This is a genomic window from Streptomyces sp. NPDC048604, assembly GCF_043199435.1.
Taxonomy (GTDB): Bacteria; Actinomycetota; Actinomycetes; order Streptomycetales; family Streptomycetaceae; genus Streptomyces.
The window spans coordinates 131,330-147,978 of record NZ_JBICVX010000012.1; the positions used below are offsets into that span (position 1 = coordinate 131,330).

Genomic DNA, 16,649 nt, shown 5'->3' on the forward strand with positions numbered 1-16,649 from the left:
CTAGCCCTGAGAAGGGAAGGACACGCCGAAGCCGTTCCCCGGGTGCCAGTGATCGCGGGGGCGGTCGTCGAAGTGGAGGAAGCGGCGTTGCCGTTCCTCGGACCAGTGGGCCAGGCAGGGCCAGGCGTGGCTTCTGCTGGACAGGACGAGGGCCCGTTCCGACAGCGCGGGTGCCACGGCCGCGAGTTCGGCGCGCTCGTGGGCCGGGCTCACGGACGTGTCCAGCAGGACCATGTCGACGCCGCGCTTCTGTACATGGTCGCTGCTCAGGATTTCCACGGAGTCGCCGACGAGTTGGTCCACCACGGCGCTGTACGGCCCGCGGATCAGTTCGCCCGCCCGGGGGTCCACGTCCACGGTGGTGAGCCGTCCCCCGCCGTTCCGTAGCAGCGCCGCGGCGATCAGGGTGCTCGTGATGCCCCGATGGGGCCCGGCCTCGACGACGTGGGCGGGGGCGAGCGCGCGGACGAGCGCGTAGTACGCGATGCGCCGTCCGTACCGCACCTCGTGGTCGCACGTGCCGGAACGGACGCTGGTGGCGAGGCCCTGATCCAGGGTACGCCGCAGTCGGGTGTCCTGCTCCGCCTCCTCCACGTGCGCCCGGACCGCCTGTACCGGTGTGCCGGTCACCGAGCTGACGAACCAGCACAGGTGCTCGCGGTTCGACGGCTCCAGGTCGTAGGTGAAGCAGGAGTGCTCGCGCGAGCGGACGAGCCAGGTCCCCGACTGCTTGAGGACCTTGGCGTTGTGCCGCGCGACGGTGGCCAGTCGCAGGGGCAGAGCGGCGGCGCGCGCCATCGGCGTCGCGGCGATCTGCCGGGTCAGGTTCTGCATGGCGACACGGTAGGGCGAAGTGGACGCGAGGCCGCCCGCGCGGCACCAGGTGCCACGCGGGCGTCGTCAGAGTGGCCCAAGGAGATCAGCCGGTCGGCCCCTGCACCTCACGGCTTCGTACGTCCCGCTCACCGCCCGCACACCGCCCGTCACCCCCGTTCACAACTGCTCGACCACCTCGCCACGGCAGCGGTTGCGGGTGTCGAACACGTAACGGGCGTGCCGCTCCACCAGCGGATAGTCGAAGGCGTCGTGATCCGTGGTCACGACGACCGCGTCCGCGCTCCGCAACTCCTCCTCGGTCAGCTCCACGCACAGCATCTCCGGCGGCAGGTGGGCCGGGTTCGCGTGCGGTTCCACGGCCCGTACACGAGCTCCCGCCTCGGTCAGCAGCCGCGCCACCTCGACGGCGGGTGACTCGCGGACGTCGCCCGTGTTGCGTTTGTAGGCGAGGCCGAGCAGGAGGATCTGCGCGCCGCGCAGTTCCCGTCCCAGCCCGCCGGCCACCCGCGCCACGACGTGGCGCGGCATGTGCGCGTTGATCTCGTTGGCCAGCGAGATGAACCGGACGTCATGGCTGAGTTGCCGACGCACCTGCCACGCCAGGTAGGTCGGGTCGACGGGCAGGCAGTGCCCGCCGACGCCCGGGCCGGGCAGGAACGGCATGAACCCGAAGGGCTTCGTGGCCGCTGCCGCGACCGCCTCCCAGATGTCCACGCCGAGGGGGCGCGCACACATGGCCAGTTCGTTCACGAGCGCGATGTTGACCTGCCGGAAGGTGTTCTCCAGCAGCTTGGTGAGTTCGGCCGTGCGGGGCGACGAGACGCGCACGGTCTGGTCGACGATCTCGCGGTAGAAGCCGTCGATCGCGTCCAGCGATGCGGTGTCGATGCCGGAGACGACCTTCGGGGTGTTCTCCAGCCGCCAGCGCGGGTTGCCCGGATCGATGCGCTCGGGGCTGTAGCCGAGGTGGAAGTCCCCGCCGGCCCGCAGTCCACTGCCGTGCTCCAGGAGCGGCCGCAGGACGTCTTCGGTGGTTCCCGGATACGAGGTCGACTCCAGCACCACCGCCGCGCCGGCCCGCAGCCGGGGCGCGATCGACCGGGCGGCGCTCTCGATGTACGACAGGTCCGGTGCGCCGTCGCGCAACGGGGTCGGCACCGTGATGACGCACACGTCGAAGCCCTCGGCCTCGGCGTAGTCGTGACTGACCCGCAGGCCGCCGTCGAGTGCGGCCAGGAGTCGCTCCGGGGCGATGTCCTCGACGTACGAGCACCCCGTCGCCAGCTGCTTGATCCGTTGCTCGTCCGTGTCGAGCCCGGTCACCCGGAACCCGGCTTCCGACGCCGCCACCGCCAGCGGCAGTCCGACGTAGCCGAGTCCGATCACGGTGACGCGGCGAGGACCCTCGATTGGTCCCATGGGGGCATTCTCCGATCGCGAAGCGAAAGAAACAGATCGTGTTTACCACCCTCAATCGGGATGAAAGTGGCTAATCTGCCCACGATGGCCGGGCGTCATCTTGCTATCACCCCGACATCGCAACCCCGATGTCGCAACGTGACCCGCGTCGGCCGGAGAAACCTACGGAACGGGCTGTGCATGGAACCCCTCGCGTACTTGGTCACCGGCGGCGCCGGCTTCATCGGCTCGCATCTGACCGAGGCCCTGCTCGATCTGGGCCACTCCGTCGTCGTCCTCGACGACCTGTCCACCGGGGACGCCGCGAACCTCGCGGGCGTCCGGCCCCACCCCCGCTTCCGCTTCGAGCACGGCTCGGTCCTCGACGAGGCCCTCGTCGACAGGCTCACCGCCGGCTGCGACGCGGTGATCCACCTGGCCGCCGCCGTCGGCGTGCGCCAGATCGTCGAACAGCCGCTGAAGTCGTTCACCACCAACGTGCGCGGTACCGAGCACGTCGTCCATGCCGCGCACCGCCACGGACGTCCGCTGCTGCTGGCCTCCACGTCCGAGATCTACGGGAAGAACGCCTCCGGTCCGCTGTCCGAGACGGCCGACCGGGTGCTCGGCGCGACGACCGTCGCGCGCTGGTCGTACTCCACCGCGAAGGCGGTCGACGAGATCCTCGCCCTCGCGCACCACCGGGAGCACGGCCTCCCCGTCACCGTGGTGCGGCTCTTCAACACCGTCGGGCCCCGCCAGTCCCCGGCCTACGGCATGGTCGTTCCGCGCCTGGTCCGCCAGGCCGTCCTCGGCGAGCCGCTCACCGTGTACGGGGACGGTCGGCAGCGGCGCTGCTTCGCGCATGTGGCCGACGTCGTGGAAGCACTGCTGCTGCTCCTGGAGCACCCGGGCGCGAACGGACAGGTCTTCAACGTCGGTACCGCCGAGGAGACTTCGATCGCCGAGCTCGCCACCCGGATCGTGCGGCGGGTCGGCAGTGCGTCGCCCGTGCGGTTCGTGCCGTACGAGGAGGCGTTCGGTACGGGCTACGGGTTCGAGGACATGGAGCGCCGGGTGCCGGACGCCACCCGGCTGCGCGAGCTGACCGGCTGGCGCCCGCGCCGCACCCTGGACGACATCCTGGACGCGGCGATCGCGGACGCCCGCCACGCCGTCGCGCGCTCGGCGGTGGGGGCCCCGGCGCCCGAAGCGGCATCGGCCCCGGAAGCGGCACCGGCCCCCGAAGCATCTGCGGCCGTGCCGGTTCCCCTGCCGACGCCGAGCACCCCGTCCGTCCCGGCCCGCACGATTCGTTGACGGTGCCTCATATGGCGTATGCAATGGCATCCCTGGCCGCTCTGCTCGTCACCGTCGTGCTCACCGGCCTGCTGCGCAACTGGGCGCTGCGCCTCGGCCTCGTCGATCGGCCCGACGGACGAAAGCGGCACACCCGGCCCACCCCGCACCTGGGCGGGGTGGCCGTCGCCGCCGGCACGGTCACCGTCACCCTGGTCGCCTGGCAGGCCTCCGCCCCGCCCACTCCAGGACTGGGCACGCTGATGCTCGCGGCCGGCGCCGTCGCGATCCTCGGGCTCGTCGACGACCTGCGGCCGATGGGACCGAAGTCAAGGCTCGTCGTGGAGGTGGCTGCCGCCACCACGGTCGCGCACAGTGCCGGCCTGGGCCTCCTCGGCGGAGCCCTCGCGGTGCTCTGGATCGTCTTCGTCACCAATGCCTTCAACCTGCTCGACAACTCCGACGGCGCGATGGGCACGGTCGCGGCGGTCACCGCGCTCGGGCTCTGCGTCTGCGCCGCGGCCCGAGGCATGCACGGACTGGCCCTGGTGCTGTGCTCCCTGACCGCCGCCCTCAGCGGCTTCCTGGTGCACAACTGGCACCCCGCCCGCATCTTCCTCGGGGACTGCGGCTCGCTCTTCACCGGCTTCGTCCTGTCCTCGGCCACGGTCCTGGTGCATGCCGGCCACGCACCGCTGACGGCCGCGGGCTCCGTCTTCGCGCTCTCGGCGGTGGTCGTCGCCGACACCGCCCTGGTCGCGATCTCCCGCCGCCGAGCGGGCCGTTCGTTCCTGACCGGCGGTACCGACCACATCGCCCACCGGCTGCGCAGGCTCGGTCTCACCACACCGGGTGCGGCCACGGTCCTCGGCGCCGCGGCCGGCGTCTGCGCGACCGTGGGCCTGCTCGTCCACGGGCGAGCCGTCGCCCCCTCGGCGGCCCTGTGGCTCGCGGCAGGCGTCCTCGCGGCCGTCCTGGGGCTGCTGCGCGTCCCGATCTACGCCATCGGGCAGGGCACCCGGACCCGGGCAGACCGACGTTCCGCTTCTCGTACGACCGCCGACCTGGCAAGGGGATGACGATGACCATCGCCGCAGACGGCCTGCCGACCGTCCAATGCGCCGGAGTGCCGGTGGCGGCCGTGACCCCGGCGGCCGCCACCGCGCACCTCGTGCAGCTCGCCCTCGCCCGCGAGGCCGCCGACGTCCACCTGTGCAACGCGTACACCCTCGCTCTGGCCGACGTCGATCCCGGACTGCGCCAGGTGCTGCGTCATGCCCGGCTCAACCTTCCGGACGGGCAGGGAGTGGTGTGGGCCAACCGTCTGGCCCACCGCGACCGGAACGTGCCGCCCCGGCGTGTCTACGGCCCCGACCTCCTCCTCGACGTCGTCCGCACCGGTCAGGAAGCGGAGCTGACGCACTATCTCCTGGGCTCGACCCCGAGCGTCCTCGACCGCCTCGCCGACCGGCTCGTCGCCCGCTTCCCCCGCGCCCGCATCGTCGGCGCCGAGGCCCCGCCGTTCCGCGACCTCACCGACGCCGAACGGCTCGCGCAGGCGGAGCGGATCGCCTCGAGCGGCGCCCACATCGTCTGGGTGGGCCTCGGCACCCCGAAACAGGACCACGAGGCCGCCCACCTCGCCGCCCTCCACCCCGCCGTCTACGTGGCCGTCGGCGCCGCCTTCGACTTCATCTCCGGCAACAAACCGCAGGCCCCGCTCTGGATGCAGCGAAACGGACTGGAATGGCTGTTCCGGCTCGGCAGCGAACCCCGCCGCCTCGCCCGCCGAGTGCTGTGGGGGCACCCCCGCTTCATCTGGGCGGCGTGGAAGGGAGCACGCCCGTGACCGCCGACCGCCCGCTGCGCATCGCACTCGTCCACAGCTTCTACGGGACCTCCGTCCCCGGCGGCGAGAACACCGTCGTCGCCGACCAGGCGGCAGCCCTCGGCCGGGCCGGCCATGAGGTCCACGTCGTCGCCGCCCGCACGGACGACCTCGCCGCCCGACCCCTGCACGCCCTGCGCTGCGCCGCCACGGTCGCCACCGGACAAGGCCGTTCACCAAGCGCCGCACTCCAGGCGATCGGCCCCGACGTGGTCCACGTGCACAACCTGTTCCCGAACTTCGGCCGGGCCTGGGCGACCGAGTGGACGGGCCCGCTCGTCGCCACCCTGCACAACTACCGTCCCCTGTGCGCCTCCGCCGTCCTCTACCGCGACGGCGCCCCCTGCACCCGCTGCCCGGACGGCGACCGCTGGGCCGGGCTGCGCAACGGCTGCTACCGCGGCTCGCGGCTCGCCACCCTCCCACTGGCCCTCGCCACCCGGCACGGCGCGGCCCACGACCCGCTGCTGCGGCGCGCCGACCGGCTGATCGTCCTGTCGGCGCTGAGCCGCGCGACGTACGAACGCGCGGGGATCCCGTCGGCGCGCATGGCGCTGGTGCCGAACTTCGTGCCCGCGCCCGCCGCCGACACCGCCGCGCCGACGCAGGCCTGGGTCTACGTCGGCCGCCTCACCGAGGAGAAGGGCATCCTCGACCTGCTGCGCCGCTGGCCGCGGAGGGCACGTCTCGACGTCATCGGAACGGGGCCGCTGGAGCGCGACTGCAAGGCCGTCGCTCCCGCGTCCGTACGGTTCCTCGGAGCCCTGGAACGCGGCGCCCTGCGCACGCTGCTGCCCGGGTACCGCGGGGCCGTCTTCACGAGCCGCTGCTACGAGGGCGCCGTGCCCCTCGTCTACCTGGAAGCCATCGCCGCCGGACTGCCCGTACTCGCCTTCGAGGGGTCCTCGGTGCCGCACGCGATCAGGGCCGAGGGGACCGGCACGGTCACGGCCTGGGACGCCCCGTTCGAGGACGCCCTGCACGCCGCGGAACGCGTCTTCCCCAAACTGCGCGAGCACTGCCGCGCGGTGTACGCCCGCCAGTACGGCGAGCAGGTGTGGGCGGACCGCGTGACCGGGCTCTACCGGCAGCTGACGGCATGAGGACGGCCCGGGTCGGCCTCGTCGTGCCCTACCTGACCGGCTACCGGCTGCCGTTCTTCGCAAGGCTCCGCGACGAACTGGACCGCCGCGCCATCGGACTCGTCGTCGCCCACGGACGCCCCGTCGGCATGTCCGCGGCCCGCCGGGACACCGTCGGACTGCCCGGATCCGTCGCGCTGTCCCAGCGTTCCTGGCGGATCGCCGGACGCGACCTGATCTGGCACCGGATCGACGACCTCGCCCGCACCACCGACGCCCTGGTGCTCCCGCAGTCCATGCACCACCTGCGGACCCTCGCTCTGCTGGCCGGACCGCGCCGCCGCCCGGTCGGGCTGTGGGGGCACGGCAGGACGCACGTCTCCGCCCACGGGCCGGCGGAACGCCGGGCCAAGGCGGCGCTGACCCGGCGCGCCGACTGGTTCTTCGCCTACACCGCGTCCGGCGGCGACTACGCCGTACGTGCCGGGCTGCCCCGTGACCGCGTCACCGTCGTCCACAACACCCTCGACACCACCGCCCTGGTCGCGGCCCGCGCCGCGGTCACCGACTCCGAGGTGGCCGGGCTGCGCGAGCGGCACGGCCTCGTCCCGGGGCGCACGGCGCTGTACGTCGGCGGGCTCGACCACCTCAAGCGCATTCCCTTCCTGCTCGACGCAGCCTCCCGGATCGCCGGACTGCTGCCCGGATTCCGGCTGCTGCTCGCCGGCGACGGCGAACTGCGGCCGGCGATCAGGTCCGCCGAGGCGGCCGGAGCGCCGATCGTGTACCGGGGCCCCGCGGACGCGCACGACAAGGCGCTACTCGCGGCCGTCTCCGACGTCCTGCTCGTGCCCGGTGCCGTCGGGCTGTGCGCCGTCGACTCTTTCGCCCTCGCCACCCCGCTCGTCACCTGCCCCTGGCCGTACCACGGGCCCGAGTTCGAGTACCTGGAGGACGGACGCAACGCGCTCCTGGCGCCCGACGACCCCCAGGCGTACGCGGACGCCGTGGCGGGCCTCCTGGTGCGGCCGGACGTGCTCGCCCGGCTGAGCCGTGCCTGCCAGGCGGACGCGGCGCGCTACACGGTCGAGGGAATGGCGGCCAGGTTCGCCGGTGGTGTGGAAGGCCTCATCCATGGGACGACCCACGGCGGCAACATCAGAACGACCTGACAGCCCGACAGCCCCGAGCCGCGCGAGGCGCATCCTGTTCCGGGCCGGGCTGGGTCTGGCGGCACTCACGACGGTCACCGCTGTCGCGGCCGTCACGATGTACGCCAGCCTCGACGGCAACATCCGCACCGACGAGGCCGCCGCCCGGGCGCTGGCCAGAGACCATGCCTTCCGCCCCAAGGCCCTGGCGCCGAAGGCGCAGAACATCCTCCTGCTCGGCTCCGACCTGGAGACCGTCAAGGACAGCGAACGCAGCGACACCGCGATCCTGCTCCACCTGTCCGCGGACCGGAAGCGCGCCGCGGCCGTGAGCATCCCGCGCGATCTCATGGTCGACATCCCCGCCTGCCTCAAGCCGGACGGCACGCGCAGCCGCGCCCAGTACGCGCAGTTCAACTGGGCCTTCCAGTTTGGCGGCGCGGCCTGTGCGATCCGGACCTTCGAGGGCCTCTCCGGCATCCGCGTCGACCATCATCTGGTCGTCAGCTTCACCGGCTTCGAAGAGGTCATCGACGCGGTCGGCGGCGTCGAGGTCGACGTCACGGAGCCGGTGCGCGAACCGGAGTTCGGGGTGACCCTGCAACCGGGGCATCAACTGGTGAAGGGCAAGGAGGCGCTGACCTTCGTGCGGACCAGAGTCGGCGTCAGCGACGGCAGCGACCTGCAGCGCATCGAACGGCAGAAGCAGTTCGTCCGCAATCTGTACGACAAACTGCGCGCAGCGGGCACGCTCGGCAACCCGGCCCGGCTCTGGCCGGTCCTCGACGCCGTCACCTCCGCGCTGACGGCCGACCCCGGCCTGGAGTCACCGGGCGAACTGTTCGCTCTGGCGAGCAGCGCCCGCTCCATCCCCGCGGACCGGGTCACCATCGTCACCCTCCCGTGCGTGGAGGACCCCGACCGCCCGAGCAACTACCAGATGGTCGAGCACCAAGGGGAGGCGGTGTTCAAGGCACTGCGCGAGGACAAGCCCCTGCCCCGACAGCTCTACAACGCCTACCGCCCGGACGGCCGCCCCAAGAGCTGACGGCGACGCACCGGCGCCGCACCAGCCGACTGCGGCTCTAGGACCAGTCCGGGCCATCATGACGCGATCACCGTGGCCGACTACAGGCACCGCAAGCCAGGTCGGCAAGCAGCCGTGTGACATGATCACCAACCGATGTCTTTCCGTTGGACTCCGCGTATCTCGGCCCGAGCTGCAGCGGCCGCCGCAGGAGCCCTGGCTCTGCTGGCAGCTCAGGCCGCCACGGCCAGCACCGCGTCCGCAGCATCGGGCCTGGTCTACAAGAACGTGGCGAGCGGCAAGTGCCTGGACGTTGCCGGCACCGCCGCCGGGTCGTGCGTCATGCAGTTCCCCTGCCACGGCGGAACCCACCAGCAGTGGCTGCCCGACAACGGGAGGCTGAAGAACGTCGAGACCGGCCAGTGCCTCGCCATCGATGCCGGCAGCGGAGAGTGGGGAGCCAAGCTCATCATCTGGCCCTGCAACGACCACTGGGCGCAGAAGTGGGCGGATCAGCACACCGGGAAGTGGTTCGGCGGTAGGTCCACCTTCAAGATCGAGAACCCCAACTCCGACCCCCAGCACCAGGTTATGCGGGTCGTGGACGTGCCTGGCGGCACCACCAACAACGTTCAGATGATCGCCTGGGGTTGGTACGGCGGTACCAACCAGCAGTGGACCATCCACAACCCCTCGGAGTTCTAACCGCGCCGCCCTGCCCCGGCCACACGGCCGGGGCAGCCCGCACCACAAGTGGAACGCCGATTTCAACCCTGACGGAACCCGGACACGCGCCTGGATTTGCCCCGATTCGAGGTGGGGGCGCGAGAGCCTGAGGCCCGGACGCTGAGGGTCGCGACCCGGAACGGCGCGTCCGGGTCACACGGTGAAACGTCCGAGTCGCCTGGCGCTGCGAACTGCGGAACTGTGGACCTGCTCGGGGTTTGTCCGAGTCTCCACACGAACGAGCTCGTGCACGGTTGGCCGTGAGACGCCGAGGGCTTCGGTGTGGCGCGTGTTCAGGTTTGCCGTGTCAGGTTCAGGTTCGTGGTCTGCTGCTCACGACCTGACCGCGGCCCGCGCCCACCGCATCATCCGGATCTGCGAACGCCAGGGCGTCCCCGTGCTCGCCGACCGCGCCTACATCGGGGCCGGCCCCTGGGTGACCACACCTATCAGACGGCTTCCCGGCCGGGACCTCACCACAACCCAGCGGACGATCAACGGAGCCCTGTCAGCGGCACGAGCACCGGTCGAACGAAGCATTGCGCGACTCAAGTCCTGGCAGATCCTCCGCCGGGCCCGCTGCAGCCCCAACCGGATGACCGTCATCGCCGCAGCCATCCTCACCCTGGAACGTCAACGCTGACGAGGCTCATTGCCGTTCGAGGGCGAAAACGGCTTGGCAATGGCCGTCATGCAGTTGAGAACCGTCTCACGACCAGACAAGTCGACCTTCGGTGAACCGACAGACCGGGGAGCTTCCATCGGCGATCCTCATCAGCGTCTCCGCCACGGAGTCGAAATACTGGGCCATCGACTCGTACTCGCCCGCGACCGTGATCTCACCCACGAACCAGCTGCCGACGCGCCCGTCCCGCACATCGATGAACTTTCCCCTCCAGCCGTCCTGGTCCGACAGGAACGGGATCCACTCGTTCCGCCAGAACGGGTAGTCCGGTTGGTCCGGAGGGTCGAATCCGAAGGACGTGGAGCGGTTCGCGTAAAGCCCCTCCATCGCCCGGATACCCAGAAAGAAGCTTCCCTCGTCGGGGAACCCGTCGTTCCCGCAGCACATCACGTCGTCTTCGAAATCTTCCTCCGGCAGATCCAGGTTGTTCTGCAACAGCCACGTCCGCAGGTCCCCATGCAGGGAGATCCCCATCCGCTCTTCGGCTGCCGCGAGCATCTGCTCCGTAGCGGGCCCCGGCAGATCCGCGTGATCGGCCGGCGCGTGCTCCCGAAGAAGACTCATCACACGCGACCAACTCTCAGCCGCACTCATCGCCCTCTGCCCTCTCTGCAGGGATGTCTCCGTCCGACTACGCCACTGCGGAGGTTGAGAAGTACCAGCCGGAGAGCCTTGCAGGGATGGTACTTCGAGCGCGTGTTCCATCCCTCCCCGTGATCGGCCCCTCAGCGAAGTGCCCGCCCGCGACCGCACGCCCCAGGCCCTCGGCTATTGGTTCAGTAGGTCGGTGCGATGTTGTTCGAGGTCGGTGACGTTGTTGAGGTTCACCGTGACCGTGTACCGGGTGTACGCCCCGTTGGGATCCGGCTCGTGGGTCAGATTCATGTAGTTCGCGAAGCCCCAGCTGCCGCCTGTGTAGACGCCCTTGATCCTGCCGTCCACCGTCCCGACGGCGTCGAAGGGGCCGTTCTGCCAGCGGAAGGTCCAGTGGGTCTGGTACCAGGCGTCCAACTGCTCCGGGGTGGCGAGGAAGTGCTCACCACCCGGGGCCCGGTGATCGGCGACGAGGTCCTCAGGCCGGTCATGGCCGGTGGCCAGGGCTATGAGGCCCGCGGCGTCGGCCTCGGCAGCAGCTGGATACGCCCGGCCGCGGTAAACCGCGTAGGCCCTGGGACGGAAGTGGCCGACTTCGGGCAGACGCCGCACCAGGGCGTGCAGAGACTGCAGCAGATCCTCATGGTGCTCCTCCAGCTCGGTGACCTCGTCGCGCGGGAACACGCCGCGGTAGCGGATGCCGCGGCGCTTGAGGTGTTCCTTGGCGAAGTGTTCGTCGGAGCCGAGATAGTCGCCCGAGAGCGTGGTGGGCGTGGCGGCGGTGCACTCGAAGAGCTCGCCGCGCCAGCGGAACGTCCACGTCACGGAGTACCAGGCTGCCAGGCGCTCCGGCGCAACCGGGTATCCCACCGATCCGTCGGCGGCCTCGCGCGGCGCGAGCCCTTCGGGCGCGGGACGGCCCGGCTCAGGCAGCAGATCTATGCACGGCCACAGGCCCACGGCGCCACGGGCCGGGTAGCGGTCACCATGGAAAACGGCGACCTCGCCCTTGACCGGGAAGGGGTGGCTCGCAGGGTCAGTCACAGTCGTTCCACAGTCCTTAGTTCTTGTCGAAGAAGCCAGCGGCCTCTTCGGCGCCGTCGGAGTACGAACATCAGATCTCAGCATGATGGGGGAAGCCAATGGGCTTGGCGTCCCACCCCGGGCCGCGGAGAGCGCGCGGTTGACCGTGCGCCGGGTCGGCGACATCTCGTCGCCCTTGCCGGGCGTTTCCGAAATCCGCCGACAACCGTTCCTGCTGCCGTTCTCGCGTACAAAGCCACAGCGGCTGCTCACCACGGCGCTTGCCAAAGGACGCAAGCCCCGAGCCCGGGCATGCGGAAGGCCCGCACCGTTCGGTACGTGCCTTCCGATCGTCAGGGCCGCGTGAGGTCACGCGCGGGAGGCCGAGTTCATCCCGCCCCCATCCAGCCCGCGACCGCAGGCGACTGCTTCAGCGCCACCAGTCGGCGCCAGGTGAACACCCAGACGTCCAGACTGGCGTCGTCGATGCCACCCGCCCGCAGGAACGCGATGAAGCGGTCGTCGTCCGGCACCGACGGCTACCCACGCAGCATGTCGCTGATCGTGTTACGACGCAGGACACCGTTGCTGCGCCGCTCCAACTCCCGCAGCGACGGGGAACTGCCTCAGACGTGCACGGCGAGCAGGGCCTACTGGAGATCCGCCGGGACTGATCAGAGGCTCGGACAAGGACGAGAGCAAAACGAAGCGTGGCACTCGTGCCAGGCGAATTACGATGGCTGCTGCGGATCTGGAGGGGGACGCGTGGACCAGTCGAACGGCCCGCAACTGGAGCCAGTCTGGTTGGTGGCTGCAAACGTCGTGGCATGGCGCCGATGCGGAGTTGGAGGCCAGGAGCTGCGCCCCGGGACGAAGTGTTTCAAGGGCGGGGCGAAGGTGTACGTAGCCGACGCGTACTGGGGTCCGGGGGGTGATCGGATCACGTCCGTGGGACGCGAGCGGCACACCGGGCGGTGGGTGGTCATCGACATGGCGACGCGCCACCTCCACAGCTTCCGGCCGAAGCTCGTTCACACGCCGCGGGTCTTGCAGCGACTGCAAGAGGCCCGACGCGCTCGTGGGTTCAGCTCAGCGGATTACGCAGCGGACATCTCCGCGACGCTGGAGCAGTACGCATGCCGGTTCCGAGCCGAGACGGCGCCGTACGCTCCTCACCCGGACCAATGCCTATGTCACGCCTGCCTCACCGGTGAGTCTGGGTGACGCGTGCTACTTCGCTCCGGCTGCGTTCCGTCTCTGTGGTCAGCGTCGTGCCCGGATGAGGATGCTCGCCAGATGTAGTGCAGCTTGGTAGGCAGTCGATCTCGCCCGCGCGGCGTCGGCCTCGGCCGGGAGCTGCTGGAGCCGGCGTTCCCAGGTGCCGTCGGCCAACCACAATCGGTGCCGTTCGTAGACCGTCTTCCAGGGGCCCGAAGCGTTCGGGCAAGTCTCGCCACTGCACGCCGGTCCGTACTCGGTGCAGAATCCCGTTGATCACCTGCCGGTGGTCCCGCCACCGGCCACAACGCTTGTTGCTCACCGGCAGGAACGGCCGCAGCCGTTCCATGCGGCGTCACTCGGGTCACCCCGTCCCATGCCGGTCCCAACGACCCGGGGATGGGGCAGTCACATGATCGACCTGGCACGGCCGGCCCGAATGGGGACTACTCCTGTCGTGGGCCGATGACGGACTGGCCGATCCGCTCTGCCAACCAGGAGGCGTGTCGTTCCTCAGCCTCCTTGTCGTTACTCCTGCGGAGCACGTGGACCAGCACAGTGTGGTCATCGGCGCGCTCGTCGAGATCTGCCGAGCGGCAGTTGAACAGCAGTGAAACCCGGGCATGGTTGGCTTCGCCGTGGATGCCACTCGCTGGCACGTCAGGCCAGACCAGACCGGACCACCAGATCTCACCGATGTTCGAACCCACCAAGGCAGCGAACTCTTCCTCGACGCTGCCCACGGGCCAATCGTCCATGGATGCCCAGAGCGGCAGGTGTGAGTGCAGGAAGTCCTGATCACAAGAGAGCTCGGATGCGTGGATACCGCCGTGCAGACCTGTCGGGTCGGAAGGATCCCGTGCCCAGTCCTCGATGTCCTCCTTCCTGAACCAGGAATCGGGCAGCGCTCGACGTATCCGCAGCACTTCCCAGACTGTCCGCAGTTCGACATCCACCGACACCTGCGCGTACTGCTGGTCACTGACTGCCGCAAGCTGTCGCGCGACGTGTAGGGCCAGGACAGGGTCGCGGGTACGGAAGACCGGGTACGCGATGGGGTTGGACATACGAGCACCTGCCACAGCCCAGAGGGACGAAGATCGAATTTCCTGGCACCCTTCGGGGCCTCGGTCTCGGCGGAATGCCGCATGATCGGCCGGACAAGTCCTAGCCGGCACCGAGGCGCGCGATCGCCGGCCACGGGCCGGACCGCGGCGCGGACACCGGAAGGTGTGCGGAGAGCATGTACCGCAAGGCGTGCAGCTCGGTCAGGTGCGCCCGAGCCCACGCGTGGCCTCGCGCGCCGTCGGCGAGCAGCCGTCCGGGGTCGGCGCGCAGCAGGTCACGTACCCGGTCCGCGGCCTCGCGCGGCGTGTCGGCGAGGTGCAGCCCGCTCTCCGCGCCCGGCAGCCAGTCCAGGTCCGGCTGGCGGGACGTGACGTGGACACGGGCCGCGCACAGCGCGATGGGCAACCGGTCGGAGAAGTAGCCGGGGTAGCGGCGGAACCGGTCCCAGCCGACGGTGACCAGCGCTCTGCGCATCACCACGACCTGGTCGTCGTACGGCACGGCACCGCGCGCGTGCGGACCGCGCCAGCCCCGGCCGTAGACCGAGAACTCCCCCTCCGGCCCGCCCACCCGTCGCCGGACCAGCTCCCGCGCCAGCAGGGCCCGTTCGCCGTCGTCCGCGATCAGCTCCACACCGCAGAACGTGAGCAGGGAGCCCAGCATCGCGACCCCCCGGGGCGCCGGCCCCTCGTCCGCGGACCCGGCGAAGCAGAGCGGAGCCACGTGCGGCACGTACCGCACCGGCCGCCGCGACGCCCGGTGCAGCAGCTCGGCCTGCGGGCCGGCCGCCACCGTGTACACCGTTTCGGCGTGCCGGAGCCACGCCAGGTTCCGCGTGCGCAGCCGCTTGCGCCCGCCCCAGGCGTCGCCCTCCCAGACCACCACCGGCGGCGAGCCCAGTCTGCGCAGCAGCGCGCCCACGGCCCGTCGCGTCCAGCGGTGCGGCTGCGGCGACTGGACGAAGACGAGGTCCGGCCGGACACCGGCGGCGACTTCGGCGATGCGTCCCGGAGCGGCGGCCGGGGCGAACCAGACGTGCCGCAGGACGCCCTCGGCGCTCAGTTCACGGAAGGCACGGAGGAAGCCGTAGTCGGGGCTGACGGGAGGAAGCTCATTGCTGACGTGCAGGACGAGCGGCGGACCGGACACGGGCACTCCAGGAGGGACGGGGAAGCAGGCCGTGGCGCACCGCCACGGAGTGGAGCGGCAGACGCCTGCGCAGCGGCAGCGCACAGGCCAGTACGAGGAACGCGGCTGCCCCGCCGAGCAGCAGTCCGCGCAGCGGACCGCCCCCGGCCACCGCGCCCCAGTGACCGGCCAGCGCGAGCGTGGCCCCGGCCGCGAGGTGTACGGCGTGGACGCGCAGTACCGGGCGCACGGCGACGACGCCCTGGACGCGCCAGCGCACGAGCTGGGCCACGTGGCAGGCCAATGGGCCGATGACGGCGGCTGCGGCCAGCAGCGTGAGCGACTGGCGCGCCACGACCACGGTCAGGGCGAGGGCGACGGCGGCGGTCGCCCAGGCCTGCGTGACCACCAGGGATCGCCGGTCGTCCCGAGCCTGGTTGACACTGTCGCCCACGGAGGACAGGAGCGTCAGGGCGGCACCCGCGGCCAGCAGCGGCACCAGGGCGGCCGCCGTCTCCCAGCCCGGTCCCAGCAGCAGGTTCAGCGCGGCCGGCCCCACTCCGGCGAGGGCGCCGAACCCGATGAAGGCGATCGCCGAGCCCAGGCACAGAACGTCGGCGACCGCCTGGCGGGACCGGCCCCGGTCGGCGGCGAGCACGGGGGTCGTGGTGAGCCCGATGCCCTGCGCGAGCACCGTCACCGGCACACCGGTGAACATGCTCGCGCGTGAGTAGTGTCCGGCGGCGCTCGCCCCCAAGCGGCCCGCCAGCCACAGCGGGGCGCTGATCACGGCGTACTGCGCGAGGCTGAACCCGCTGAAGAAGCCGGAGGCGTTGACCAGCCCGCGCACCGGCGGGCGGGAGCCGTCGGGAAGGTTCTCCCGGCGCAGTAGCCACAGCGCTCCCAGCAGCAGCACGGCCGAACTCGTCGGGGCGCAGGCCGCCAGAGCCAGGGGAGAGCGGCCTGCCACGAGCAGGACGAGCGAGACGACGGCCGCCGTGACGTGGCCGGCGAGCTGGAGCCGTGCGACCTGCGGGGTGCGTCCGCAGTGGTGCAGCGCGGCGACCGCGGCGAGGCCCGCGGGGAGGGACAGGAACTGAAAGCCGATCAGCCGGACCATTGGCTCGAGCTCGGGCATGTCCCACAGGAAACCCACCCCGAAGGCCACGCCCTGCGCCCCGAGAAAGCACAGGACGCCGCAGACCCCGGCGACCCGCAGGGCGAGCGCCACGAGCTGCCGGCTGAGCCGCTCGGCGGTCAGCAGACAGGTGGCGATGCCGCTGTTGGAGAAGTACCCGACGACCGCGGTGACCGCCGACGCCGTCGCGAACGCGCCGAACGCGGCGGGTGACACCATCCGGGAGGTGCACGCGCTGTAGCCGAGTTGCAGGACGACCGTCGCCAGCGAACTCCCGTAGTTCCACAGCAGCCCGTGCAGGGCGCGCCGTGCACGACTGTCCGGCGCGCCCTGCGGAGCCGTGGGCGCGAGCCCCGGCCCGGCGGCTTCGCTCATGCGGCGACGCGG

Annotated in this window: 15 protein-coding genes and 2 pseudogenes; 8 read left to right on the forward strand and 9 right to left on the reverse strand. The window is 71.1% G+C overall.

What is annotated here, in order from left to right; genetic code table 11:
• Together ACGFMM_RS24370 and ACGFMM_RS24375 are read right to left on the reverse strand one after the other, a co-directional pair.
• Positions 1–834 carry a class I SAM-dependent methyltransferase gene (locus tag ACGFMM_RS24370; RefSeq protein ID WP_393648540.1) on the reverse strand — a complete coding sequence of 278 codons (834 nt, stop codon included), beginning with the start codon at positions 832–834 and terminating at the stop codon, positions 1–3.
• 159 nt (positions 835–993) lie between these two features.
• Positions 994–2,256 (reverse strand): nucleotide sugar dehydrogenase, encoded by a 1,263-nt coding sequence (locus tag ACGFMM_RS24375; RefSeq protein WP_393648541.1) that lies wholly within the window; start codon positions 2,254–2,256, stop codon positions 994–996.
• Between the two features lie 180 nt (positions 2,257–2,436).
• Here ACGFMM_RS24375 and ACGFMM_RS24380 point away from each other — a divergent pair, with 180 nt between their 5' ends.
• From ACGFMM_RS24380 to ACGFMM_RS24415, 8 genes and pseudogenes are all read left to right on the forward strand, one after another.
• Positions 2,437–3,555, forward strand: a complete 1,119-nt coding sequence (locus ACGFMM_RS24380; protein ID WP_393648542.1) for an NAD-dependent epimerase/dehydratase family protein — start codon at positions 2,437–2,439, stop codon at positions 3,553–3,555.
• Between the two features lie 23 nt (positions 3,556–3,578).
• Positions 3,579–4,613 (forward strand): MraY family glycosyltransferase, encoded by a 1,035-nt coding sequence (locus ACGFMM_RS24385; RefSeq protein WP_393648543.1) that lies wholly within the window; start codon positions 3,579–3,581, stop codon positions 4,611–4,613.
• Between the two features lie 2 nt (positions 4,614–4,615).
• Positions 4,616–5,383 carry a WecB/TagA/CpsF family glycosyltransferase gene (locus ACGFMM_RS24390; protein ID WP_393648544.1) on the forward strand — a complete coding sequence of 256 codons (768 nt, stop codon included), beginning with the start codon at positions 4,616–4,618 and terminating at the stop codon, positions 5,381–5,383.
• The gene (locus ACGFMM_RS24395) at positions 5,380–6,525 is read left to right on the forward strand and encodes a glycosyltransferase family 4 protein (protein ID WP_393648545.1); all 1,146 of its coding nucleotides are present in this window, start codon (positions 5,380–5,382) and stop codon (positions 6,523–6,525) included. Before ACGFMM_RS24390 ends, ACGFMM_RS24395 begins: the two co-directional genes overlap by 4 nt.
• Positions 6,522–7,676, forward strand: a complete 1,155-nt coding sequence (locus ACGFMM_RS24400) for a glycosyltransferase family 4 protein (RefSeq protein WP_393648546.1) — start codon at positions 6,522–6,524, stop codon at positions 7,674–7,676. The genes ACGFMM_RS24395 and ACGFMM_RS24400 overlap by 4 nt, the downstream gene beginning before the upstream one ends.
• A 97-nt stretch (positions 7,677–7,773) precedes the next feature.
• Positions 7,774–8,703, forward strand: a complete 930-nt coding sequence (locus tag ACGFMM_RS24405; protein ID WP_393648547.1) for an LCP family protein — start codon at positions 7,774–7,776, stop codon at positions 8,701–8,703.
• A gap of 135 nt (positions 8,704–8,838) precedes the next feature.
• Entirely contained in the window at positions 8,839–9,387 is a 549-nt protein-coding gene (locus tag ACGFMM_RS24410) for an RICIN domain-containing protein (RefSeq protein WP_393648548.1), read from the forward strand.
• Between the two features lie 355 nt (positions 9,388–9,742).
• Positions 9,743–10,051: pseudogene (locus tag ACGFMM_RS24415) on the forward strand (transposase family protein); the annotation flags it as partial.
• A 66-nt stretch (positions 10,052–10,117) separates the two neighbouring features.
• On the opposite strand, the gene ACGFMM_RS24420 reads toward ACGFMM_RS24415, so the two are convergent.
• The 7 genes and pseudogenes from ACGFMM_RS24420 to ACGFMM_RS24450 form a co-directional block, all read right to left on the reverse strand.
• Complete coding sequence (locus ACGFMM_RS24420; RefSeq protein ID WP_393648549.1) at positions 10,118–10,687, reverse strand: SMI1/KNR4 family protein; 570 nt, start codon at positions 10,685–10,687, stop codon at positions 10,118–10,120.
• A 174-nt stretch (positions 10,688–10,861) separates the two neighbouring features.
• Positions 10,862–11,731 (reverse strand): hypothetical protein, encoded by an 870-nt coding sequence (locus ACGFMM_RS24425; protein ID WP_393648550.1) that lies wholly within the window; start codon positions 11,729–11,731, stop codon positions 10,862–10,864.
• 368 nt (positions 11,732–12,099) lie between these two features.
• Entirely contained in the window at positions 12,100–12,243 is a 144-nt protein-coding gene (locus tag ACGFMM_RS24430; RefSeq protein WP_393648551.1) for a hypothetical protein, read from the reverse strand.
• 799 nt (positions 12,244–13,042) lie between these two features.
• A pseudogene (locus ACGFMM_RS24435) lies at positions 13,043–13,306 on the reverse strand (transposase); the annotation flags it as partial.
• Between the two features lie 68 nt (positions 13,307–13,374).
• Positions 13,375–13,995: a hypothetical protein gene (locus ACGFMM_RS24440; protein WP_393648552.1), complete on the reverse strand. Its 621-nt coding sequence runs from the start codon at positions 13,993–13,995 to the stop codon at positions 13,375–13,377.
• Positions 13,996–14,095: 100 nt separating this feature from the next.
• Complete coding sequence (locus tag ACGFMM_RS24445; protein WP_393648553.1) at positions 14,096–15,145, reverse strand: hypothetical protein; 1,050 nt, start codon at positions 15,143–15,145, stop codon at positions 14,096–14,098.
• Complete coding sequence (locus ACGFMM_RS24450; RefSeq protein ID WP_393648554.1) at positions 15,108–16,637, reverse strand: oligosaccharide flippase family protein; 1,530 nt, start codon at positions 16,635–16,637, stop codon at positions 15,108–15,110. Before ACGFMM_RS24450 ends, ACGFMM_RS24445 begins: the two co-directional genes overlap by 38 nt.
• Between the last annotated feature and the right edge of the window lie 12 nt (positions 16,638–16,649).